This is a genomic window from Pontiella desulfatans (genome assembly GCF_900890425.1).
Classification (GTDB): Bacteria; Verrucomicrobiota; Kiritimatiellia; order Kiritimatiellales; family Pontiellaceae; genus Pontiella; species Pontiella desulfatans.
Window position 1 is genome coordinate 3,763,312 of the sequence record NZ_CAAHFG010000001.1, and the last position, 23,445, is coordinate 3,786,756.

General features: G+C 56.7%; 21 protein-coding genes and 1 tRNA gene. 6 read left to right on the forward strand and 16 right to left on the reverse strand.

All coding sequences use genetic code 11. From position 1 onward, the window contains the following. Positions 1-148: 148 nt before the first annotated feature. Together E9954_RS13215 and E9954_RS13220 are read right to left on the reverse strand one after the other, a co-directional pair. Complete coding sequence (locus tag E9954_RS13215) at positions 149-379, reverse strand: DUF2442 domain-containing protein (protein WP_136060483.1); 231 nt, start codon at positions 377-379, stop codon at positions 149-151. Further along, entirely contained in the window at positions 376-648 is a 273-nt protein-coding gene (locus E9954_RS13220; protein WP_187357951.1) for a DUF4160 domain-containing protein, read from the reverse strand. The genes E9954_RS13215 and E9954_RS13220 overlap by 4 nt, the downstream gene beginning before the upstream one ends. A 187-nt stretch (positions 649-835) precedes the next feature. Here E9954_RS13220 and E9954_RS13225 point away from each other — a divergent pair, with 187 nt between their 5' ends. Further along, the gene (locus E9954_RS13225) at positions 836-1,921 is read left to right on the forward strand and encodes an integrase core domain-containing protein (protein WP_222847175.1); all 1,086 of its coding nucleotides are present in this window, start codon (positions 836-838) and stop codon (positions 1,919-1,921) included. Between the two features lie 365 nt (positions 1,922-2,286). Here E9954_RS13225 and E9954_RS13230 read toward each other — a convergent pair. From E9954_RS13230 to E9954_RS13245, 4 genes are all read right to left on the reverse strand, one after another. Beyond that, positions 2,287-2,361 (reverse strand) — tRNA-Gly (locus E9954_RS13230). A 57-nt stretch (positions 2,362-2,418) separates the two neighbouring features. Beyond that, positions 2,419-3,963, reverse strand: a complete 1,545-nt coding sequence (locus E9954_RS13235; RefSeq protein ID WP_136079625.1) for an arylsulfatase — start codon at positions 3,961-3,963, stop codon at positions 2,419-2,421. 91 nt (positions 3,964-4,054) lie between these two features. Then, complete coding sequence (locus E9954_RS13240) at positions 4,055-5,575, reverse strand: sulfatase family protein (protein ID WP_342793763.1); 1,521 nt, start codon at positions 5,573-5,575, stop codon at positions 4,055-4,057. A 127-nt stretch (positions 5,576-5,702) separates the two neighbouring features. Then, the gene (locus E9954_RS13245; RefSeq protein ID WP_136079627.1) at positions 5,703-8,780 is read right to left on the reverse strand and encodes a HEAT repeat domain-containing protein; all 3,078 of its coding nucleotides are present in this window, start codon (positions 8,778-8,780) and stop codon (positions 5,703-5,705) included. 160 nt (positions 8,781-8,940) lie between these two features. On the opposite strand from E9954_RS13245, the gene E9954_RS13250 reads away from it, so the two are divergent. The 3 genes from E9954_RS13250 to uvrB are packed head-to-tail and all read left to right on the forward strand — an operon-like array spanning position 8,941 to position 11,573. Beyond that, entirely contained in the window at positions 8,941-9,162 is a 222-nt protein-coding gene (locus E9954_RS13250; RefSeq protein ID WP_136079628.1) for a DUF6364 family protein, read from the forward strand. After that, positions 9,159-9,569 (forward strand): PIN domain-containing protein, encoded by a 411-nt coding sequence (locus tag E9954_RS13255; RefSeq protein WP_136079629.1) that lies wholly within the window; start codon positions 9,159-9,161, stop codon positions 9,567-9,569. Before E9954_RS13250 ends, E9954_RS13255 begins: the two co-directional genes overlap by 4 nt. A gap of 30 nt (positions 9,570-9,599) precedes the next feature. Then, positions 9,600-11,573, forward strand: a complete 1,974-nt coding sequence (gene uvrB, locus E9954_RS13260; RefSeq protein WP_136079630.1) for an excinuclease ABC subunit UvrB — start codon at positions 9,600-9,602, stop codon at positions 11,571-11,573. Between the two features lie 67 nt (positions 11,574-11,640). Here the strand turns inward: uvrB and E9954_RS13265 are convergent, their stop codons facing one another. Further along, positions 11,641-12,471, reverse strand: coding sequence for a rhomboid family protein (locus E9954_RS13265; RefSeq protein WP_136079631.1), 831 nt, complete (start codon positions 12,469-12,471; stop codon positions 11,641-11,643). A 229-nt stretch (positions 12,472-12,700) separates the two neighbouring features. Here E9954_RS13265 and queF point away from each other — a divergent pair, with 229 nt between their 5' ends. After that, positions 12,701-13,117 (forward strand): preQ(1) synthase, encoded by a 417-nt coding sequence (gene queF / locus E9954_RS13270; RefSeq protein ID WP_136079632.1) that lies wholly within the window; start codon positions 12,701-12,703, stop codon positions 13,115-13,117. A gap of 81 nt (positions 13,118-13,198) precedes the next feature. On the opposite strand, the gene queD is transcribed toward queF, so the two are convergent. The 8 genes from queD to pyrB form a co-directional block, all read right to left on the reverse strand. After that, positions 13,199-13,564, reverse strand: a complete 366-nt coding sequence (gene queD, locus E9954_RS13275) for a 6-carboxytetrahydropterin synthase QueD (RefSeq protein ID WP_136079633.1) — start codon at positions 13,562-13,564, stop codon at positions 13,199-13,201. Between the two features lie 86 nt (positions 13,565-13,650). Beyond that, positions 13,651-14,328, reverse strand: coding sequence for a 7-cyano-7-deazaguanine synthase QueC (gene queC / locus E9954_RS13280; RefSeq protein WP_136079634.1), 678 nt, complete (start codon positions 14,326-14,328; stop codon positions 13,651-13,653). Then, positions 14,328-15,077 carry a 7-carboxy-7-deazaguanine synthase QueE gene (locus tag E9954_RS13285; protein ID WP_136079635.1) on the reverse strand — a complete coding sequence of 250 codons (750 nt, stop codon included), beginning with the start codon at positions 15,075-15,077 and terminating at the stop codon, positions 14,328-14,330. Before E9954_RS13285 ends, queC begins: the two co-directional genes overlap by 1 nt. Before the next feature lie 3 nt (positions 15,078-15,080). Continuing rightward, on the reverse strand, positions 15,081-15,716 hold the full coding sequence (locus tag E9954_RS13290; protein ID WP_168442229.1) for an HAD-IA family hydrolase: 636 nt from the start codon (positions 15,714-15,716) through the stop codon (positions 15,081-15,083). Next, positions 15,716-16,357 carry an HAD family hydrolase gene (locus E9954_RS13295; RefSeq protein ID WP_136079637.1) on the reverse strand — a complete coding sequence of 214 codons (642 nt, stop codon included), beginning with the start codon at positions 16,355-16,357 and terminating at the stop codon, positions 15,716-15,718. Before E9954_RS13295 ends, E9954_RS13290 begins: the two co-directional genes overlap by 1 nt. After that, entirely contained in the window at positions 16,338-17,309 is a 972-nt protein-coding gene (locus tag E9954_RS13300) for a glycosyltransferase family 9 protein (RefSeq protein ID WP_136079638.1), read from the reverse strand. Before E9954_RS13300 ends, E9954_RS13295 begins: the two co-directional genes overlap by 20 nt. A gap of 10 nt (positions 17,310-17,319) precedes the next feature. Continuing rightward, positions 17,320-18,252, reverse strand: a complete 933-nt coding sequence (gene argF, locus E9954_RS13305) for an ornithine carbamoyltransferase (protein ID WP_136079639.1) — start codon at positions 18,250-18,252, stop codon at positions 17,320-17,322. A 75-nt stretch (positions 18,253-18,327) separates the two neighbouring features. After that, positions 18,328-19,413 (reverse strand): aspartate carbamoyltransferase, encoded by a 1,086-nt coding sequence (gene pyrB / locus E9954_RS13310; RefSeq protein ID WP_136079640.1) that lies wholly within the window; start codon positions 19,411-19,413, stop codon positions 18,328-18,330. A 100-nt stretch (positions 19,414-19,513) separates the two neighbouring features. Between pyrB and mfd the strand changes: the two genes are divergently transcribed. Next, positions 19,514-22,729, forward strand: coding sequence for a transcription-repair coupling factor (mfd, locus tag E9954_RS13315; RefSeq protein WP_168442230.1), 3,216 nt, complete (start codon positions 19,514-19,516; stop codon positions 22,727-22,729). A gap of 241 nt (positions 22,730-22,970) precedes the next feature. On the opposite strand, the gene E9954_RS13320 is transcribed toward mfd, so the two are convergent. Then, positions 22,971-23,417, reverse strand: coding sequence for an REP-associated tyrosine transposase (locus E9954_RS13320; RefSeq protein WP_136079642.1), 447 nt, complete (start codon positions 23,415-23,417; stop codon positions 22,971-22,973). Positions 23,418-23,445 lie beyond the last annotated feature (28 nt).

Here is a 23,445-nt window from a genome sequence, read left to right on the forward strand (position 1 = left end):
GTGTTGCAACAGAAAAGCGCGAAACCGGGTCAATATGACGCGAGTTTCGATTTTTGAACAATCGTCTTGAACGGTACTCCTTACTGGATAGCAATGCGAACTTAGACCCGTTCGCAACCCCAGTTTCCCGAACAGCATTTCTAACCATTCACGACCATTTCATTTTGGCCTCAAGTGTGTCGGCAGATAGATCTGCCCCACAGGTCCATTCCACGTAATACTTCCCATTTCGAATCTGAACAAATGCATCCCAGTTCTTCAAAGGAGCAAACGCAGGAGAATCAAGATACGGGCTGACATCGACTGTTCCCGAGCGGCCATCTTCAGCTACGACCTGGAGCACCCCTGCCTCGAGGGGTTTTACTTCCTGAATAATCATTGATCCAACCCCCGGATTGGCAAAGGATTTTGACCATTAACAGCGAGTTCCCAATCGGCGATAAGATCTTCTTTATGAATCTCGATCCACGCCACAACCAGTTTGTTCTTTTTAGGCGGAAGTTTTCCGGCCAGCACGTCTCCGTTTTCGATGGAATACACTGCCATATCACCCTGATACTCCGCATGGATATGCGGCACATGATGTTTTTCCGTGTCATAGAAAAACATCTTAATCAGAATCCCGTAAAATATGGAAATTGTCGGCATAGTCAAACCTCTCAAATAAATAAACGAACTGAAGAATTCCACAAACCCACCGACAAATCCAGCTTTTCGATGGTTCGACTCACTCTTCCACGGTAAATTCTCCCGCTTGGTTAGTTTTTTTAGGGGTGCGGAAAGGTATCGCCTCCCGCAAGTTCATGTACGGCAACGGATTTAAGGGGAGTTGGTTTTGGGGAAGAGCAACGCAGATTCTTGGTTTTTGCAGGTGGTTTTTATTCTGATTTCGCGGTTTTTCATGCCGCGATACGATGCGCGTCTTCAGATATTGAAATACCAGATCCAGATGCTTTGCGACCGCATTGATGATCCGCGAATTATTACAGAGGAATACGAACGTGCGGAACTGATGCGATTGGGGGCATTGATCGACCACGACATTTCGGATGTCATGCTGGTCGTGAAACCAAAGACCTACTGTGGCTGGCTGCGGAAGAAGGCGGGCAAGAAACCGAAGCGCAAGGGCGGACGTCCAGAAACGGATGCGAGCATCATCCAGTTGATTCTCCGGTTTGCCAAAGAGAACCTTGGATGGGGATACAAAAGGATTCACGGGGAACTCAAAAAGTTGGGCATTAAAATCGGGCGGACAACGATCCGTGACATCATGAAGCGAAACGGCATAAACCCGGTGCCGGATAAGGCGTATAAGAACCCGGACAGCACTTGGTCGAAGTTTATCAGCTCGCATATTGAGACTCTCGTCGCAATCGATTTTTTCTCGAAGCCCGTCTATACGCTTAAAGGGAAATTCGACGCGTATGTTCTGGTCTTTATCCACCTCGGAAGCCGCCGGGTCTTCATGAGCCCGGCCACGTTTCATCCCGATGAAAATTGGGTGCTTCAACAAGCGCGGAACGCCTCCATGTGGCTGGATGATATTGGAGTCGGAGTAAGTCATCTCATCCGTGACCGCGATACGAAATTCGCGGCGAGCTTCGATACGTTCTGGGAAGGTTCGGGAACGACAATAATCCGAACTCCACCGCGCACCCCCCAAGCTAATGGATTCGCGGAAGCATTCGTAAAAACCGTGAAATCCCAATGCCTTGACCACTTTATCTGCCTGAGCCTTGAACACCTTGACTACATCAACCGAGAGTGGCTGGCGCATTACAACTTCACACGGCCTCATCAAGGAAAAGAGATCGGCAATAAGGTTCTTAACGTTGATTTCACACCCACAACTGAAGGTGAAATTAAACGGGAAAAGAAGCTCGGCGGGATCATTTCGCACTATTACCGCGCCGCCGCATAGCCCTGTCGAGGCCAACATCAAAACGCACCTGCCCGTTCACATTGAACGACTATTTCGATACGTCCTGACCTCATGAATTTAGCTGTTGCTACTTTTTTCATCGCTCTATTCTAACCGCTTATCCGCTCGGCCCGCATACATTTCGTGCGGAAAACTTCAATTTCACCAAATATTTTCAACCAATTCCTGCGCCGACACCTTTCCGCACCCTCCAAGCCCACATTCAAAACGTTTCCGCATTGTTTCCGCCAATGATCAGTTTTACTCAAGAAACATCACGGGCTATCAACTTTTCCCGCACTTGCGCTTTCGCACACATGAACCAATAAGAAAGGGCTTATCCGCTAAGATAAACCCTAGAAAAATGGAGCGGGAGACCGGACTCGAACCGGCGACGAATTGCTTGGGAAGCAATCATTCTACCACTGAATTACTCCCGCTCTCTAGATAGGTTGCTTTTTTACCCTCCGAGGCCTGGCCGACGCAATCCCGGATTTCTAAAAAACGGGTTTTTCCCAACTTTTGAAAACCGCGGGATCATGCCACGACGACTTGGAACCGGGCGAGGGCTGGCCGCTGACCGGTCCGCTCTTCTTTTCCGGAAGCTTATCGGTTCCGGATGCCAACTCGTGCCACCGCGCCGACATCGCGGCGACGCGTTCCGGATAGGTTCCGGCCAGGTCGGTTTGCTCGCAGCGGTCTTCGGCCAGGTTGTAGAGTTCCCACTTGCTTTTGTAGAAACTCACCAGCTTCCAATCGCCCATGCGCAGGGCGCGGCAACCGGAAAACTCGAAGTAGATTTCGTCGTGCCTGGGTTGGTCGATCCCCCTGAACAACGGCACGAGGGATTTGCCTTGCAAGGGTTCAATGTTTATGGCGGTTGGATATTGTGCCCCGCCCACATCGATGCAGGTGGCCATGAAATCGACCAGATGGCCCGGACTGCGCACCCACCCACCGGTGTTCTTGAGATTCCCCGGCCAATGCACGATCAAGGGCGATGAGATGCCGCCTTCGTGCTGGGTCTGCTTGTAGTGCTTGAGCGGTGTATTGCCAACGGTGGCCCAGCTCGCGTCGTAGAGGTAGTAGGACTTCCCTTCCCAAGGCGGGATATCGATGTTCTTGCTGCGTTCGAACGGGCAGGCGCCGTTGTCGGAGCAGAGCATGATGAGTGTGTTTTCGAGTTGCCCCTTCTTTTCCAGATAATCCACCAAACGGCCGATGTTTTGGTCGATGCGGTCGACCATGGCGGCAAAGATGGCCATGCGGAAACGTTCGAACTCGCGCTGGTGAACGGTCATGCTTTCCCACCCCGGCACATGCTCGGGCAAGGGCGGAAGCTTCATGTCCTGCGGAAAGATGCCGAGTTGCTTTTGTTTTTCGAAACGTGCTTTGCGGATGGCGCCCCACCCGGCATCGTAGCGGCCCAGATATTTCCGGATGTCTTCCTTGGGGGCCTGCAAGGGATAGTGCGGCGCGTTGAAGGCAATGTAGTGGAAGAACGGCTTCCCGGTTTCCAAGGCCTCGTCGAGAAACTTCATCGTCCAATCCACATTGGCATCGGTCGTGTAGAAATCGTCGCCGAATTCGTTCCACTCCCCGCCGTTGAGCCGGAAGGTGTTGTCGCCCACAAAAAAGTCGGTCGCCCCGGAGAGATGGCCCCAGTAGCGCTGGAACCCGAAATCGGTCGGTTGCTTGTCGAGATGCCACTTGCCGGCCATCGACGTGAAGTATCCGGCCTTGCCCAGCACCTCGGCGATGGTGGTTGCCCGGTTGAGCTTGGTGTTGCCCGCCTGGTTGCAGTAGAGGCCACTGAGCAGGCACACGCGCGACGAGTGGCACTTTGCCGTGTTGTAGAACTGCGAGAAGCGCAAGCCTTCGGCCGCCAGCTTATCGATGCGCGGTGTCTCGATCTCGGAGCCATAGCACCCGAAATCGGCGAACCCCAGATCGTCCACCATCATCAACAAGATGTTCGGCCGCTCCGCTCCGCCCACGGAACAGGCAAGGCCAACCAATAGACCTATGATGCTTTTCTTCATTGGCTTCTCCACTGATTTTTGGAACCACGAACCACACGAAAACCAAACCGCCGCCAGTCTTTCGTGTATTTAGTGTATTTCGTGGTTGATCCTATTTCGCATGCGGGGCGCAGCCTTCGCCGCCCTTGTAGCGCTCGAGCAGCGCCTTCATTTGCGCCACTTTTTCCGGATGGCTGGCATAGAGGTTTTCGTGCTGCGCCGGATCCTTGGCCAGATTGTAGAGCAACCCTGGTGTTCCGTCTTTGCCATAGCCGCGTGCTTCGTTGAACCACCCCGGACTCTTGGAATGCTCTCCACTCTTGGCGTCGATGAGCATCCAGTCGCCTTTCCGCAAGGCAAACGCCGAGTCATAGGTGTTTTGCACGGTTGCCTCGCGAAGCGGTTGTTTGAGCTCCTTGCCGTCGAGAACCGGCGCAAGATCATAGCTATCGATCGCTTCCTTGGCGGTTAGGTCATAGCCGATTTCCGCGGCAAGCGTTGCGGCTAGGTCGACCTGGCTGACGGTTTCCGAGGAGGTCGATCCGCCCTGGACGCGCCCCGGCCACTTGATGACGAACGGGACGCGGTGGCCTCCCTCCCAAACATCGCGCTTCAGGCCGCGCTGCTTGCCGGAGCTCCAGTGGCCATATTTTTGCAGACGTTCATAGGCATATTTTTCCGGCCCGTTGTCGGCCGTGAACACCACGATGGTGTTATCGGAAAACCCGCCCTGCTCCAGAGCCTGCAGGATCTTGCCGGCCATCGCATCGGTTTCGAACACGAAATCGCCATAGGGCCCGGCCTCGGATTTCCCACGGTATTCATCGTTCGGAATGATGGGCGCATGGGGCGAAGGAAATGCGAAATACAGGAAGAACGGCTGGTCCTTTTTTTGCTTCCCGATCCACGCCACGGCCTTGTCCGCCAGCGAGGGCAATACCTGGTAGGGATCCCAACCATCGACCATCGGCCCCGGACGGAACTCCCAGCTCCCTTCGGGGATCTTCTTGAACAGCTTGGTGTCCATCATCACCGACGGCGCTTCCACCACCCGGTCGTTTTCAATAAAGCAATACGGCGGGAAATTGATGGTGCCATCGCCGAAATAATAATCGAACCCTTGGTCGAGCGGCCCGCCGGTGACCGGCTTGCTCCAATCGAAGGCTTCCGGCTTGAAGGCCTTCTTTTTCTTTTTCCCCTCCCCCACGGTTTCGCTCGGTACGTTTTCCCGTTTGGACGCATTCCAGTCCCAGCCCAGATGCCATTTACCGACCGCCGCCGTGCTGTAGCCTTTCGACTTGAACATTTTGGCCAACGTAAAATCGTCCGGTTCAAAAACCGATTCACCGAACGCATTGACGATGCCGTGGAACCGGCGCCAATGGTGCTGGCCGGTCAACAGGGCGAACCGGCTCGGCGTGCAGATGCCGGATGAACTGTGGCCATCGGTGAAGCGCATGCCTTCGCTCGCAAGCTGGTCGAGGTTGGGCGTGGGTATTTTTGAATCCGGGTTGTTGGCCCCCAGATCGCCGAAGCCCATGTCGTCGGCATAGAGAATCAACACATTGGGTTTATCAGCGGCAAACGTAGCGCAGGCACAAGCCAGCACCGCATATAGAATGCTTTTCTTCATCATCTCTTCCCCTTCGGTTTGTTTATTTCAACAGACAACGCATCCGGCAGCACCCGACTGGACACCGCCTGAAACTAACTGTTATTGGCATGCCACCTTTCCGCCTGCCCCGTCGCCCTGCACCGAACTAATTCCGCGGCAACGCAAACCGGACAAGGTCGCCGTTAACCGCGACGTACACCAGCTCGCGCTCTTTATCCACCCACATGTCCATGCTATCGAAAAACACCGACGGAATCTGCACGACAGGGCTGAATGCAAAGTTTTCCATATCATACAGCCCGATCTCAGCTCCGCCATGTATGCTATGGTTGATGGCAGCCCAATGGAACCCTGGTTTCTTCGATGGTTGCAACGGGCGGTATGACAAGTCAAAGAGCGGGGAAAAACAGCCCTCAACCATCTCATGCTCCCCGGTTGCCGGATCGAGCAGATAATAAGCGACCTTGGGTTTATCTTCGGCATCCCCCGACCCTTCCTCAACCCGGACGACAAGAAATTTCCCATGCGCCGGGATATGGGCGATGGGACTCAAATCCCCCGCTGGCGGAATGTCCACAATGTGCTCCACATCGTGAAGAAGGTCGTAGCGAATGAGAATATTCGGCTTGGCCCAGCCCTGCTCGGCCTTCGCGGCAACCACCCACCTTCCGTCGGGGGAAACGATGGGGTCGGCATGGGCGCCAGCGTTCAATAGGATAGGCGTCTTGTCTTTTTCGCATAACCACAAGCCATCGAAGTTTGCGCGAACCACCCCCCCCGTCGTCCCGGATTGCCAAGGATGGTTGTTCAGGTGTTCCGGAAACCGGAAACGTTTCGGGACATCATCGTTGGAGCCAATAATCCGGCATGCATCGGGCTGCGGAACCATACCCCCAACCCGACCGTTTTCAAACCGATGCCATTGAGGGGGATCGTCGTCGTTTGAATCGACCAAAACCCGGATGCCACCCGCACCCGTCCAAACGGCGTCCACCCTGTTTTCAAATGCAGCATGCAGAACGGAGAATCCATCGACTTGACTTTCACAGCCGTAGTGCAGCGCGAGTCCGCCAGCAGCTTCAAGTCCATGAAACAACTGGGTGATGAAATCATAGACCGGAGCTTCATCCTGCGCATTGCTGGGATTGTTCATATAAACCCGCCTTCCGCCATTCGCTGCAAGATGGACATATTCATATTGAATACCATCGCACACGGGAATGTTCAGCGGCGCCAGGCCGTCAAAATTATTCTGCTTGATGGAAAGCTTCAAACGAGCAAGCTCCTCTTCCGCAAGCTCCCGCACTGCGTAGCGGCCGTTGCTGTAATAAGCCGTCAACTCTCCTTTTCCATCCCGAACGCCGACCACAATCTGCCCCCGGTTACCCCAATACCCCGCGCTTAAAAGCGCATGGATTTCGTTGGGCGGCGACTCCCCCGAAAAACGCTTGCGGAGCACTTTTTCCCATCCGGCAAATTTGGAAAAAGAGCCGTGGCCGGGATCGAATCCCTGCAACGCACCCAGAATGCGCATCTCCGAAGGATAGCGGTCAAGAATCGCGGCACGCGCCTCGGCACTGTCGTCGGCTTCCAGATACCGCTCAATGGCGTTGCCAAGCAACGGATCGTTCACTTGCGCCCAACGAGCTATCAGCATCTCGACGGGAAGCGGCTCCCGCACGAGCCTTGCACAGGCCAACAGCATCAACTGGGCATCGCGGTCATCGCCCTGTAGAATTTCGATGGCCTTCCCGGGGCTTCCTGCAAGGACTGCCGCGATTCCTGCAACGCCTCCGCCCCGGGCGCCGAATTCCCTCAGCCGTGCCAGATAATGCTCCCGCAGCATCTCCCGAGTATTCAACACGACTAAAATGGATTCCTCGGAGAGCTCCGGTTCGGCCAGTGCATCGAGCATCCGCTGCCCGTTCGCGACATCGTCCCCCGCCAAAGAAATTTGGAGGATGATTTCCGCAACATCCGGAGATCCGACCTTTAGCTGCCCTGCCCGTTTTTGCAGCAGGTCGACAACCGGCGCCGTTATCCGCTCGGGAGCAGCGACATACTGCCCAATGGCAAACTCGGTCGACTTTTTGCTGGGCCCCAAAAGCGACGAAAGGTCTTCATGAGGTTTTTCGTTGTTCCCACGAGCGGTTTGCACCGCAAACGCCTCGATTCCCTCAACAAGCTCGTCGTCGCTGAATCCGTTCAATGCATGGATCGCGGCAATTACGTTGCGTCGATGGTTGCTCTGCTTTTCCCGGCTCAACGCCTCCTTTAGGATGGGGACGGCGTTCGTTGCATCATAATAGGCCAAATCATCCGCCGCCCCTGCCAAGCGGAATCCCGTGTCATGCCCGGCGACCCACATAAGCCCGTCCACGCTTTCGGGGATGCAAACACGATCCAGGCTTTGAATCAATCGCAACCGCCCCATGTTCGCCTTTGCCCACTCCGGATCGTCCAGCCAGGGAAGCAAAGGACGCAGGGCGTCTGCGCGCGCATCCTTCAGATTAAATTGAACCAGGCAGCTAACGACTCGCTCATGCGCAACCCGGTTTTCGTTATCGACCCATTCCGTCAAGACGGGAATCCAATGATCCGGATTGGCCTCCACAAAATTTTCAAGCGGGCGATAATTCAAATATCCTTCCTTCAACTTGGGCAAGGAGCCAAGCAGATGCAGGAAATATTCGTCCCGTCCTGGCCAATCCGATTCCAGCACGCGCTCGCACGCCATCGCCCGGGTGGAAGCCGGCAAGCCTTCCTCAAAAACCATGGACTGCAGTTTGGCTCGAAGTTCGGTTCGGGTTGCTTCATCGCCATGCTTATAAAGCAACCCCGTTGCATAGGCGGCCACGCGCACGTCATCGCCTTTGGCGTGTTTCTCGAGGATCGGCTTGGCTGCGCTCCAATCATATTCCGCCAGACGGTTCAGCGGCGTCTCGTGGCGAGAGTTGTACTCTCCATCAAAACGCGCGCTTTCAGCCTCTTTGATCAACTTGGCCCGGAAAGCGCGCTCCCTCCTTCGAAGCTCCTCCTCGGAGGGAGGCTCCTCCTGCACCTTATCTTTATGGCGAAGCTCAACTGGAACAAGGCGCTCCTTGGGCTGCTCTCGCCAATCGGGCGGAGGAGATGGAAGCTCCAGCAACCGAGCCACAATGTTGCTGATTGAATCCCCGCCATCCGCCATGGCCCCGTCTCCGAACAGAAACGTTCCAACCACGGCACACATCCCCATCCTTGTCACCCATCGCATTATAATCATGCGCGAAGCTTACCGGAACAGCTCGCGCAATCAATCATCAGATGAACCTGAACCAAAACCGCAACGACAGCTTTTGAGCTTGAAAAAACACGTACTCGCGTGGAATCATACGTACACCATGAAAACCAAGCTGACCGTTACAATGGATGACAAACTCATTCCGCAGGCCAAGCGCTACGCGCGCGAACACAACCGTTCCCTATCGAGTGTGATCGAGGAATCGCTTGCCAAACTGACGAGTGGCCAACCCGACCGCTTTTCAGAACGCTGGCAAGGTAGGATCTCCATTTCCGGGAAAGATGACCCGCGCTTCGAGCAACTCAGCAAGAAGTATCTATGAAAATCCTAATTGACACGGATGTGTTGCTCGACGTCGCCTTGGGTCGCGCCCCGTTCGCGGATGCATCCGGCAAGTTGCTGGATGCGTTGCAGAATGGACAGGCGACCGGATTCGCCGCATGGCATTCGGCCGCGAACTTCTACTACCTCTGCACCTCAACCCAAAACGACAAGGCCGTAAGGGGATTTCTGGACGACCTGTTCAGGTTCATCCAGATCGCTCCCGTATCGACCATCGACATGCAACGCGCCCTCTCTCTCAACATGAAGGATTTCGAAGACGCCATGCAGGCCGCTGCCGCACTCGCCTGCGGCGCGGACGTTATCGCAACGCGAAACCTGCGCGACTACACAATGTCGCCCATCAAAGCCAAGCTCCCCAAGGATATTCTTCGTCTGATCGCATGATCCCGTGAATGGGCTGAGCCCTCTCGCCTTATGAACTACCCCTTCCAACTTGTTGCGGATTTCGTGCCGACCGGCGATCAGCCGGAGGCGATCGAAAAGCTGTGCGCCGGACTGGCGAAGGGCCAAAAGTTCCAGACGCTGGAAGGGGTAACCGGATCGGGCAAGACCTTCACGGTGGCCAACACCATTGCTCGCCATGGGCGCCCCGCCCTGGTGCTCTCGCACAACAAGACGCTTGCCGCCCAGCTCTATGCCGAGTTGAAAGCCTTCTTCCCGAACAATGCGGTGGAATATTTCGTCTCCTACTACGACTATTACCAACCCGAAGCCTACATCCCGCAGACCGACACCTTCATCGAGAAGGATTCCGCCATCAACGACGAGATCGAACGGCTCCGACTGGCCGCAACGGATGCCCTGCTCAACCGCGAGGATGTCATCATCGTCGCCTCGGTTTCCTGCATCTACGGTCTCGGCTCGCCGGAGGACTACAAAAAAATGGTCGTCAGCGCCAACGTGGGCGAAGAATCCAACCGCGATGCCGTGCTCAAGAAGCTGGTCGAGATCCAGTATGAACGCAACGACTATGAACCCGGCGCCGGCAAGTTCCGCGTGCGCGGCGACACGCTCGATATTTTCCCCTCCTACGCCAAGGACTATGCCATCCGCCTTGAATTCTGGGGCGACGAAATCGAAGCCATCAAAAAGATCGACCCCCTCACCAACGAAGTGCTCGAAATCAATGACCACATCATGGTTTCCCCCGCCAAGCATTTCGTGATGCCGCAGACCAAGATCGATGCCGCCCTCGTGGCCATCCGCCAGGAGATGGAGCAGCAGGTGGCGGTGTTCGAGCGCGAAAACCGGTTGATCGAAGCACAACGGATCAAGATGCGGACGGAATACGACCTGGAAATGATGAAGGAGATCGGCTTTTGCGGCGGCATCGAAAACTATTCGCGGCATCTCGCGGGACGCAACCCCGGGGATCGGCCGGAATGTTTGCTCGATTATTTCACGGGCGATTTCCTGACCATCGTCGATGAATCGCACGTAACCCTGCCGCAGGTGCGCGGCATGTACAACGGCGACCAGGCCCGCAAGGGGACGCTGGTCGAGCACGGCTTCCGCCTGCCCTCGGCGCTCGACAACCGCCCGATGAACTTCGATGAATTCTTATCGGTGACCAACCAGATGATCTTCCTCTCCGCCACGCCCAGCGTTTTTGAAAGGGAGCATGGCGGGACGCCGATCGAACAGATCATCCGCCCCACCGGCATCGTTGATCCACCGGTGGAACTCCGCCCGCTCAAGAATCAGATCGACGACCTGATGGAGGAAATCCGCATCCGCGCCGAGCGCGGCGAGCGCACCCTCGTGACCACGCTCACCAAGCGGACGGCGGAGGATCTGACCGAATATCTCGAAAAGACCGGGCTGAAGGTGCAATACCTCCACTCCGACATCGATGCCCTCGAACGGGTGGACATCCTGCGCGAGCTTCGCAGCGGAACGGTCGACTGCCTGATCGGCATCAACCTATTGAGGGAGGGACTCGACCTGCCCGAGGTTTCACTGGTTGCCATTCTCGACGCCGACAAGGAGGGATTCCTGCGCTCCGAGACCGCGCTGGTACAGACCGCCGGTCGCGCCGCCCGCCACATTGATGGGCTCGTCATCATGTATGCCGAAAAGATTACCGACTCGATGCAACGCATGCTCGACAAGTGCGACCACCGGCGCCAGAAGCAGCGCGCCTATAACGAGGAACACGGCATTGTTCCGCAGGCGATCAAAAAGGAAATCCAGGACAGTCTGAAAACCATCTACGAGACGGCCGAGGAAACCGTCGAGATGGCCGTGGCCGAGGATGGCGTGGAATACAGCGTCGGCGAAACCATCCACCAACTCGAACAGGAAATGCTCGAAGCCGCCGAAGCGTTGGAATTCGAACGCGCCGCCACACTGCGCGACCAGATCAAAGCGCTGGAAGAAAAAGGCTAACCACGAAGACACAAAGAACACGAAGATGGATATTTCTTAGAGTCCTTGGAGCCTTTGTGGTTAATGATTATCCGCGCGTGGCGCGTTTGAGCATTTCACGCTCGCGAGGCGTTAGGGCGCCCATGCCCTCCTTGCCAATCTTGTCGAGGATGCGATCGACGTCCTCCTTGGAAAGCTGTTCTGCCCGGGGAGCGTTGCTGGGCCTGGGCTTCTTTTTTCCCAAACCGGGAATCCTGGCCTTGAATTCATCAACCAGATGCGGGTGTTTGAGCGATATGGCATAGGAGAAGCCCGCAACACCGCCAATCAGGTGGGCGGCATTGGCAATTCCGCCAATCAACGGCTCGCTGATGGTTTCGTGCAGCTCCCAGATCGCCAATCCAAGCACCAGCATCCAGGCCCGGCAGGGAATCACGAACCAGAGCAGCAGCTTCGCATTGGGATATAGCGCGCCGAAGGCCCCGAGAATACCCATCACCGCGCCGGAGGCGCCGACGCAGATCGGATAATGCATAAAGGTATTTCCAAATGCATCGGCAACAGGGAAGGGATCCGCAATGAGCGACCACCCCAGCCCTCCCAGAATGCCGCTCACATAATAAAGAATGAAGAAGCGGAATGCCCCAATGGTGCGCTCCACCGTTGGGCCGATAAAAAACAGGCCCAGCATATTCACCATCAAATGGCTCAAACTCCCGTGAATGAACATATAGGTGAACAACTGGCCGATCTCAAAATTCATCCACCAGTTTGCGCGCAAGGCAAAATTTTCGGTCAGCAATCGTTGCGACGTCAATGCATCCAGGGCAAAAATCACAACATTCAGGATCAGAAGAAACTTCACGGAGGAGGAAATCCCCACCATGCTTCCTATGTTTCTAGGTTCGTTGTTGAACATGCTTTCCTTTCAAAGTCCGCAAAGTAGACCGAAACCGACGAATCCGGTCAATCTTGCAAAGCGCTTAATTCATTGACCCATCCCCCATCCCGGTGTTCATTTCCGGACGGAAAATGTGACGGCCGTCAGTTTTTCCGTCCGGACCAATCGTCGACCGCGGTGGTTCGCGCTTGCCCATTTCCAAAGGGTGGATATGATGGCGCGGATTTTCAACGAAATGGAACATGCTATGACCGACGAAACCAAACTGACCGGACTCACCTTGCTCAAGAAGGGTGAAACGCGCTACCCGACCAGCCCGGACGAGGCGAAACTGGAAACCTTCGAAAACGCGAACCAGGGGCGGAACTATTGGATCACCTTCCAGACGTCGGAGTTCACCTCGCTCTGTCCGATTACCGGCCAGCCGGACTTTGCGACGATTACCATCGAGTATATTCCGGGCACGTTGTGCGTGGAAAGCAAGTCGCTGAAGCTCTATCTCTTCTCGTTCCGCCAGACCGGCACCTTCTACGAGGAAATCGTCAACCGGATCTATTCGGATCTCGACGAACAGCTAAAGCCCAAGCGGCTGGTGGTGAACGGCGACTTCACCGCGCGCGGCGGCATTACCTCTGCGGTGAAGATTGATTCCGCTGAAGCATAGTTTTTCACAGAAGACCGCCACATACGCGAAGGAATACCAATCATCCGGACCCTGGTGCTTCGCGTTCGTCCATAAACCGGACTATTCGCCCGAATAGACGCAGACGTTGGAGGGATTTTCCTTCACGACCACCTGCGTGAGCTGAGGCAGGGCGGGCTTGGTCTGGTTCCAGAACCATAGGGCGATGTATTCGGCGGTTGGGTTTTCCAGCCCTTCGATTTCGTTCAGCACCTTGTGATCGAGCTGGTCGACCAAGGGATCAACCACACGTCGAACATCATTGAAGTCAATGACCCACCCCAGCTTGGGATCGAGTTCGTCTTCGACATGGATTTCGATGTAGTAGGTATGCCCATGCATGTTGGCGCATTTGTGCGTTGGAGGCACATTCGGCAGCCAGTGCGCAGAATCAAACTTGAATTCCTTGTAGATTTTCATTTTAGGCATGGGTCGTATTCCTTGTTGCGTATTGCGTATGGTCAGGTTCCTGCCGGAAGAGTCAAGAAGTACGTAATACGAAATACGCAGTACATCTACACATATTCCCGAGGGTCGCTTTGTCCAATTTCACTGAACCCCTTCTTGCGTAGCAGGCACGAATCGCAGTATCCGCAGGCGCGCCCGTCGGGGGCGGGGTCGTAGCAGCTGGTGGTTTTAGCGTAATCGACGCCCAATTCAAGCCCGCGTTGAATGATTTCGGCCTTGGTTAGATCAATCAACGGGGTATGGATGGTTAATTTTTTCCCCTGTACACCGGCAACGGTGGCGAGATTGGCCATGGCTTCGTAGGCGGCGATGAACTCGGGGCGGCAGTCGGGATAGCCACTGTAGTCGAGCGCGTTGACGCCAATGAAAATGTCGTAGGCTTCGAGCACCTCCGCCCAGGCCAGGGCGTAGGAAAGGAAGACGGTGTTGCGCGCAGGAACGTAGGTCACGGGGATTTCGTCGGTCAATTCCCCCACATCATCGTGCTTCGGCACGTCGATATCGGCGGTCAGCGCGGAGCCTCCGAACGAACCGAGATCGATATCGACGATCTTGTGTTGCCTTGCCTTTTCGGAAGCCTGCTCCACCGCGCAATCGAGCTCGATGGAATGGCGCTGCCCATAGCGGAAAGAAACCGCATAGACTTCATAGCCCTCATTCAGGGCCATCGCCATGGCCGTTGCGGAATCGAGACCGCCGCTCAACAAAACCACTGCCTTTTTCACTAGAGCATCTCCAACATTTTATGGGTTTGTGGAATGACCCGCACATTGGGGAGCACGCCGGAAACCTTGTCCTGCCAACGCAACAACTGGGCACCACTTGGAACCGCGTCGGTTTTCCGGGCTTTCGACATGGGCTGGATGACGACCAGCGTATCCGCGCCCCCGGCCTTCTTGATGCCTTTGACCGCCTCCATCAGTTCGCCTTCGTGGGTTTCGGCGGAGAGCACCAGCTTGGTGAACACCTCGACGTCGAAATCGCGGCAGGTTTTCAGGAATTGCCAGTGCGCAGGGAAGGTGTTTTTTTCGCGGGTCACGCTGGAAAGCTTGATATCCATGGCCACCACATCGATCCATTCGATGATTGTTTTCAACTGCTGCGGGAGATCGCCGGCGGTTTCGAGATAGATGTTGTGGTCGTCGCCGCAGAGCTGCGGAAGCAACTCTTGCAGGTAGTTGGCCTGCAACAACGGGGCGCCGCCAGTGAGGGAAATGCGCTTGTTGGTCTTTTTGCCATCGATCTTCCGAACCAGTTCCATCACCTGGTCGATGGCCAGCGGATTGGGGATCTGTTCGAATTTGCCAGACCCCGGCTCCATTTCAATCAGCACGGTCTCGGTGCGTTCGGTAATGGTGTCGCAATAGATGCATGCGCGATGGCACTCGCAGAAGCGGACAAAAAGATGGCGCTCGCCGACATAGGGGCCTTCACCCTGAATGGAACTGAATATTTCGGAAAGATAGGTTTTCATGGCTCAGACAAAGTACCCGACCAACTCCGAAAACGAAGCAAAATATGCGTCCGCTTTATACCCCCGCTCTTCCCCGAACCCATACCGGACATAGGCATTCTTCACCCCGGCGTTTTCGGCCACCGCCAAGTCGGTATAGTTGTCGCCCACCATCCAAACCGTGGCCGCATCCATGCCGGCCGCTTCCATGCAGGCAAGGATTCCGTCGGGTTCCGGCTTGAGGTTAGGCACATCCCCGCCACCGATAATCGAGGTGAAGCGGTCCGCCAACCCAAAATGTTCGAGAATCCTGCGACTCGGTTCGCCGGGCTTGTTGGTGAGCAGCGCCACCTTGTGGCCCGCCTTCACCAGCTCGGCAATTCCGTCGGCGACGCCGTCGTAGAGATAGGTATGAACCACCAAATGCCCGGCATAGTAGGCCTTGTTGATCGCCAGCGCTTCGTCAACATCCACCTCCGCGCCCTGCAACGATCGCTCCACCAGTTTCCGCACACCGTTGCCGACATATCCGCTGACGGTTTCAAGAGGCAAGGGAGCCAATCCATAGTGGCATCGCATATGGTTGATCCCCGCCGCCAGGTCGGCGCGGGAATCGATCAAGGTTCCATCCAAATCAAAAATCAAAAGCTGTGGTTCCACTATTGCATCTCCGATAATTTGAGTAGCTCGCGCCAGGTGTGCACGGCGACATCCACCGGATAGTTGACGGGTTGGTTGTTATCGACCGCCACCACCCTTGCGCCGGCGGCGCGGGCGGCCTCGATTCCGATCAACTGGTCTTCAAACACCAGCGTCTTGAGGGGATCAACCCGCAGCTTTTGCGCAGTGACCTCGATAATCTCGGGATCGGGCTTGCGGTTGACGACATCGCTTCCCGTGGTGATGCAGTCGAAAAATTTCAGCACGTCGGCCTCTTCGAGGGCCGGCTTAACAAAACTGAACGGCGAGTTGGTCGCCAGGGCCATTGGCTTTTTCCGATGCCACAACTCGAGGAACTCGCGCGCGCCGGAAAAGAGTTCGGCCCTGAAGATTTCCTGCACCCGCCCGCGCTTGTATTCCAGCACTTTGGCTGGATCCAAGCTCAGACCGTATCGCTCGTTGAGGGTTTCGGCGTACCACGTGCTATGCTTGCCGAAGAATTCGTGATGCTCGTCCGGCTTCAAGGAATAGCCGCTATGGGCCAGCACGGCATCGGAAAACGCCTGCGCATGGTATTTCCCCGAGTCGATCAGGGTGCCGTCCAAGTCCAAGATAAATGCATCATAGTCCCATAGCTTCATGGTTCAGCATCTCCCTAGCATTTTTTACAACTTCGATTGTTTCCACCATTTTAATACTCTCCAAGTCCTGCTTGGAATAGTTTTTCACCAAGGAATTCCTCAACACCCGGTGCTGCCCGCCATAAGGCCCCACCCGCATCGGATCGGTCGGGCCGAAGATCGCCAGGCACGGCGTCCCCGCCGCCGAAGCCATGTGCATCGGCCCCGAATCGACGGTTACCACCAGATCGGCCCGTTGCAAAACGCCCCCCAGCTCCAGCAACGACGTCTTGCCGCACAGATTGGTGGCCGATCCCTCCGGGAGGGCGTTTTCAATCCTCGTGCAGGTTTCGGTATCGTCCGGGGAACCAACCAAGACAATCTGGGCATCGAGATGCTCGCCGAGTTCAACAAACCGTTCCGACGGCCAGTTTTTCGCCTCGTGCCGGGAGCAGGGTGCGAACACCACCACCGGATGCTTTTCCAGGCAGGGGAAATCGACCACCGGAAAGCGGATCGGGAACTCAAGCGGTTCCTCCGGCTTACCCAGAAAACGGAGCACATCGAGATTTTCCTCGACCGCATGCCGGTTCTTGTTTTTTTTCCCGACGACGGTGGAATAGAAAAAACGCGCTCCTTCGCGCTGGCCCGACGTGCCAAGGATCCGGGCGCCTTTCGAGCGCTTGGCCATCCGGCAGACCATGGCGCTCTTCAGCAGGCCCTGGAAATCCACAACCAGATCATAGGTCTCTTCCCGGAGTGCGTTGCGGAAATTCCCAAAACTGGAGAAGAGGCTTTGGCGTGGAAAGGGAATCACCTTCCGCACATCGGAAAAACAGTCCACCAAACCGGCATATCCCGAGTTCACCACCCAATCGATCTCCGCTCCATAGGCCTGCTTCAGCAGATGCACCGCCGGCAAGGCGTGGAACAGATCCCCCAGCGAACTGGTTTTGACGATCAGGATCCGCATCTCGAAACGTCTAGGCCGCGCCGCAAAGGGTGAGAATTACAGCCTTTTGGGCGTGGAGACGGTTTTCGGCCTCGTCGAACACAATCGACTGCGGACCGTCGATCACCTCCGCGGTCTGCTCGCAGCCGCGGATGGCCGGCAGGCAGTTCATGAAGATGGCATCCGGCTTGGCGTGCGCCATCAGCCCGCTGTTCACCTGGTAGGGCATGAACTTGGCGATCCGCGCCGCTTCCTGATCCTTCGGAATATGGTAGCTCATCCAGGAATCGGTGTAGACCACGTCGGCATCCTTGATGGCCTCCACCGGATCGTCGGTCACGAATACGGAACCTCCGGAGCCGGCGGAAAATGCCGCGCAGTCGGCCACGACGTCGGCGCGCGGCGAATAGTCCTCGCCCGCCGGGGAGCCAACGCTCACATGCATGCCCATCTTGGTTCCGCCGAACATCAGCGAGTGCGTCACGTTGTTGAACCCGTCGCCGAGATAGGCCAGCTTGAGCCCCGCCAGCTTTCCCTTCTTTTCTTCGATCGCCTGAAGGTCGGCGAGAATCTGGCAGGGATGGCTGTCGTCGGTCAGCGCGTTGATCACCGGAACCGTGGCATACTCAGCCATCTCCAACAGATCGTCGTGCTTGAACAGGCGCGCCATGATGACATCGACGAAACGCGAAGCGGTCTTGATGGAGTCGCTGATGCTCTCCTTGCCGCTGCCCATCGGTGAGTTGCCGGTGTGGTAGTAGATGGCGTGGCCGCCCATCTGGGTCATGCCGGCCTCGAACGAAAGGCGCGTTCGCAGGCTGGGTTTTTCGAAAATCATCAGCAACGTCTTGCGCGCCATGGCATCCTGGTAGTTGGCCGGGTTGGTTTTCACATCCCGCGCCAAATCCAATACGTCCCGGATCTTCTCCGGGCTCCATTCCTTCAGTGAAATCAAATGTTCCATAGTTTACCTCGTGATACGTGGGTCGTGATGCGTGAGTTATGAGTCGTGAAAAAACCACGTCTCAATCGTCACGTTTCACGTTCCCGGTTTGTAGTCGTCGTAATATCGGTTCACCTCATCCTGCCGGCCGAAAGTCGTTAGGATCAGGGCGGCGCGGATCCACATGCCGTTGCGCATCTGGCGCCAGTAGACCGCGCGCGGGTCGTTGTCGATATCGGTGCTGATTTCCTTGCGGCGCGGCAACGGATGCAGGATCACACAGGTATCCTTGATGATGTCCATGTGCTCGGCGCCGATACTGAAACCCGAAGTATCGATCGTGCTGCTTTCGCCTTCGGCGTCCCATTCGTCCTGGATGCGGGTCATGTAGATGGCATCCGCGATCGGCATGATCCCGGCGAAATCCTGCGTCACAACATACCGGGTTCCGGCCTGGTCCAGCAGATGCAGGATATCCTGGCCAATCTGCAATTGTTCCGGAGCCACGAAATAGAGCGTCACATCCTTGTAGAGCGTCAGCATCCAGGCCAGCGAGCGCACCGTCCGGCCCCGCATCAGGTCGCCCACGAAAACCACGTGCTTTCCATCCACTCCACCGATCTTCTCGAAACTGCGTTCGAGCGTATAGATGTCCAGCAAGGCCTGCGTCGGGTGCTGATCCGACCCGGAACCGGCATTCAGCACGGGAATCTCGCGGCCGGTATGCGCGAGCATCCAGGCCACACGTTCGGCAAAGCCGCCGACCGGATGGCGCATGATGATCATGTCGGCATAGGAGCTGAAGGTCCGGATCGTATCCTCCGGCGACTCGCCTTTCACCTCGCTCGAGGTCTTCGTGTCGCGCACGTCCATCGTATCGAGGCCGAGAATCTGGCACGCGGCGTTATGCGAAAGGTAGGTGCGCGAAGAAGGTTGCGCGAAATAGAGCATCGCCCGCTTATCCGACAGCAGGGTCTTCAGGAAGTTTGCCCCCTCGCGGCGTTTGTTGATGCGTTTAATGCGCGTGGCCAATGTGCAAAGTTCCTCCAACTTGGTGCGGGTGAACTGCTGCGCGATCAGCGTATGCGGTGGTTCCGACTGGAAATAGCCCCCCTTCTCCGTTAGCGGAAGAGCCTTGAAATCCTTCCATGAGATGCCGCTTAGTTTTTTATCCGTATCCATAATTTCCTTTGCCCCTTTCTCCAACAAGCTTCCAATAATAGCGGCCGAGAGAACAAAGTCCACCCTTCCAATCCGGGTTTTCTTCACCTACATTCCCAGCATGGCAGTCGAAGAGAACAAAACAAGCACCCCCGGGGTCGATCCGGCGGTGCTTAAAAGGTTTACCGGGAAACATGCGCGGGTGGTGGACGCCCCCATCTGCGCGCAAGCCCTGCTCTGCCGGGATATCTTCCAGATCCTCAAACAAAACGTGCTATGGATTGCCGCCGATGTCCGCGAAATGGAACGCCTCCACGAATCGCTGCGCACGCTTGTGGAAGATACCGCAGGCGCCCCGTCGATCCCGCCGCAAGACATCCACCTCTTCCAACCCATGGAAAAGGATCCCGCCGTCTTCGGGGAACACCTCAAACTTGTCCAATACCTCACCCCTCCCGGACCCCACGGAAAAAGTCACGATCGTGACATTTTCCGTGGGGTCCGGTTTATCATCGTCACCTGCCCGCAGGCGCTGGAGCAGGAGGTTCCGCTCGCGGGGGAATCCGAACTGGCGGTTCAAACGCTTAGGGTCGGGGAGGAACATCATCCTCAAACCCTGACCGGTTGGATGTCGGATGCCGGCTATGAATTTGGCGTGGAAGTCTACTCCCAGGGAGAGGCCGCGCTGCGCGGCGGCATTCTCGACTGCTGGCCCCCCGGCTCCCCCCGCCCCGTGCGTATCGAGTTCTTCGGCGACGAAATCGACTCCATCCGCTATTTCGATGACCAGACCCAATGCTCCATAGAGAAGATCGATTCCGTCCAGCTCCCGCAAATGGACTTTGGCTTTGCCGGCGAAGACTCCTGCCCAATTACCGACCTTCTCCCCGAAAACACCCTGATCGTTAATCCAGATGCGGCGGAAGATCTCGCCCAAAGGCGCAACGGCACCCATGAAGCGAGCCTGGCGGCTACTCGGCTTGAGCGAAGCGGGCAAGCAATAAATACCCGCTTTGATTTTTACGATACCGGACTCGTATCGGTTTCCTATGACACGCATCCGAAAGAGGCCGAACAGGCCCGCCGCCGGTTCGTGGATCAGCGCTGTGCCGATGCTTCCGCCGATTGGAGCGTGCATTTCTATTTTGAAACCCGGGGCACCCTGAACCGGTTCAGGGAGCTTTATGAAGAGCTGGAGGGGTTCGATGCGCTGCAACTGCACCACGGCGTACTGCACGAGAGCGCCATCGACCACGGCCGGAAATTCCTGATCGTCACCGAATCCGACTTCTATGCCTACCACACCAACCGCAACGCCCACGCCCGGAACGCCAAACGATTCCACAAGCAACAGGAACGCGTTTCCGAAGCGGCCGACATCCAGCCCGGCGATTTCGTGGTGCACGTCGAGCACGGCGTCGGCAAATATCTCGGCCTTGTCGAGACGTCCTTCAGCGGCAAAAGCATGGAAGTGCTTTGCATCGAATATGCCAAGGGCGAAAAGGTTTATCTCCCCGTCACGCAGGCGCACCTGCTCACCCGCTATAAAGGCATGGGCAAGAATGCGCCCAAGCCGCACACCCTCGGCGGACGGAAGTGGAAAAACGACAAGGCAGGGGCCGAGGAAGCCGTTCAGGATTTCGCCTCCCAGTTGCTGCTGACCCAGGCCGAACGCCAGGCGAAACGCGGCTACCGCTTCTCCAAGGATACCGCCATGCAGGCCGAATTCGAAGCGGCCTTCCCCTACACCGAAACGCCGGACCAGCTCTCTTCGTCCGATGAACTGAAACGCGACATGGAAAAACTGCGGCCGATGGACCGCCTGCTCTGCGGCGATGTTGGCTTCGGCAAAACCGAGGTCGCGATGCGCGCCGCCTTCAAGGCGGTGATGGATGGCATGCAGGTGGCGGTGCTCGTTCCAACCACGATATTGGCGCAGCAGCACTACGACACGTTTGCCGAACGCATGGCCGCCTTTCCCATCCGGATCGACATGGTCAGCCGCTTCCGCAGCCGCGCCGAGCAAAACAAGACGCTCGTCCAAACCCTCGAAGGCGAGGTCGACATCCTCATCGGCACCCACCGCATCCTCTCCAAGGATGTAAACTTTAAGAACCTCGGGCTCGTCATCATCGACGAAGAGCAGCGCTTCGGCGTCACCGCCAAGGAGCACCTCAAAGAGCTGCGCAAACAGGTGGACGTCATCACCATGTCGGCCACGCCGATTCCCCGGACGCTCTACATGAGCCTGACCGGGGTTCGCGACCTGAGCACCATCAAGACCGCCCCGCAGGAACGGCAGCCGGTCGATACCAACGTGATTCCCTACGACGAGGAGATTATTACCGAAGCCATCCGCGCCGAGCTGCACCGCGACGGGCAGGTGTTCTACCTGCACAACCGCGTCAAAACCATCCATCTCGTCGAAACCCGGCTGATGACGCTGGTGCCCGAAGCCCGCATCGCCGTTGCCCACGGACAGATGGGCGAAACGGAACTCTCGCAGATTATGCACGCCTTCGTTGAAGGCCGGTTCGATGTCCTGCTCTGCACCACCATCATTGAAAGCGGTGTCGACATACCCAACTGCAACACGCTGATTGTCGAAAACGCCGAGCGCTTCGGACTGTCCGATCTCTACCAGCTGCGCGGACGGGTCGGGCGCTCCAACCACAAGGCCTTCGCCTTCCTGATGCTCTCGCCCGGCGGCGACATGATCGATGCCGCGCGCGACCGCATGAACGCCATCAAGCGCTACACCGGCCTCGGCTCCGGTTTCCGCCTGGCCCTGCGCGACCTCGAGCTGCGCGGTGCCGGCAACATGCTCGGGGCCAAGCAGAGCGGCCACATTTCCGCCGTCGGGTTCGACCTCTATTGCCAGCTGCTCAAGCGCACCATCGCCATTTTGCAGGGCAAGAAGCCACCGCCGCTCATGGACGTGACCGTCAAGATCGACTTTCTCGACCTCTCCCCGAAAACCGGGACCGCGGCAAACGGAGCGTACATCCCCTACGACTATATCGAGGACGAAAACCTGCGCCTGCGCCTCTACCAGCGCATGTCGGCCCTGGCCACCAAGCAGGAAATCACCCTGATGAAGCGCGAGATCAAAGACCGCTTCGGGAGGCTGCCGCAGGAAGTCCACCGCCTCATGCTCATCGCCGAGCTACGCATCGTCGCTGCCGACCATGGGCTTAAATCCGTCATCGTCCGCAAGCGGCAAGTCATGCTCTCGGAAGACAAGCAATACCGCACCTTTGGCGGCATGCACCCGCGCCTGGAAGAAGACACAACCACCCCGATGCTGAAGGAACTGATCGAGCTAATCAAGAGGTAGGGACGACTGTCCTCAGTCGTCCGCCCCGAGCACAGGGCCGATCCACCGAACGGCGGGGTGGGACACCCCGCCCTACCCTGGGTAGGGACGACTGTCCTCAGTCGTCCGCCCCGTGCGCAGGGCCGATCCGCCGTGCGGCGGGGTGGGACACCCCGCCCTACCCTGGGTAGGGACGACTGTCCTCAGTCGTCCGCCCGTGCGCAGGGCCGATCCGCCGTGCGTCGGGGTGGGACACCCCGCCCTACCCTGGGCGATTCTCCCAAACGTAGGGCCAATCTTCGGGTTGAACACACAACCCCGCCCGAACCGGATTCATGCGGATGTAATGGGCCTTTTCGATGTAGCTTTCATCCTTGCGCAACCGATGGTCGAAGAAATCGCATTGCCATGAAACACCCAACATCCTCGCCGTATACTTCTTGAATTCCTTGATGCTCTTCAGCATTCCAACATCACGGTTAAAGCTCATGATGGCATGCAAGTGATCAGGCATGAGAACGAGCAGGTGCAACCAGAGATCGCCGCGTTCTTGATAGAATATAAGCGACCGATAGAGAACATCGGCAACCTCGTTGGTGCAAAGCTGGTTTTTACCCTTTGGTTGCGTATTGATCGTGATGAAATATTCCGCGCCATCCTCAACCCAGGAAGGAATTCCATGCGGCAGTGTTTTGCGTTCCGGCAACATGATTGGATGATGCAGCCAGATGAACGGG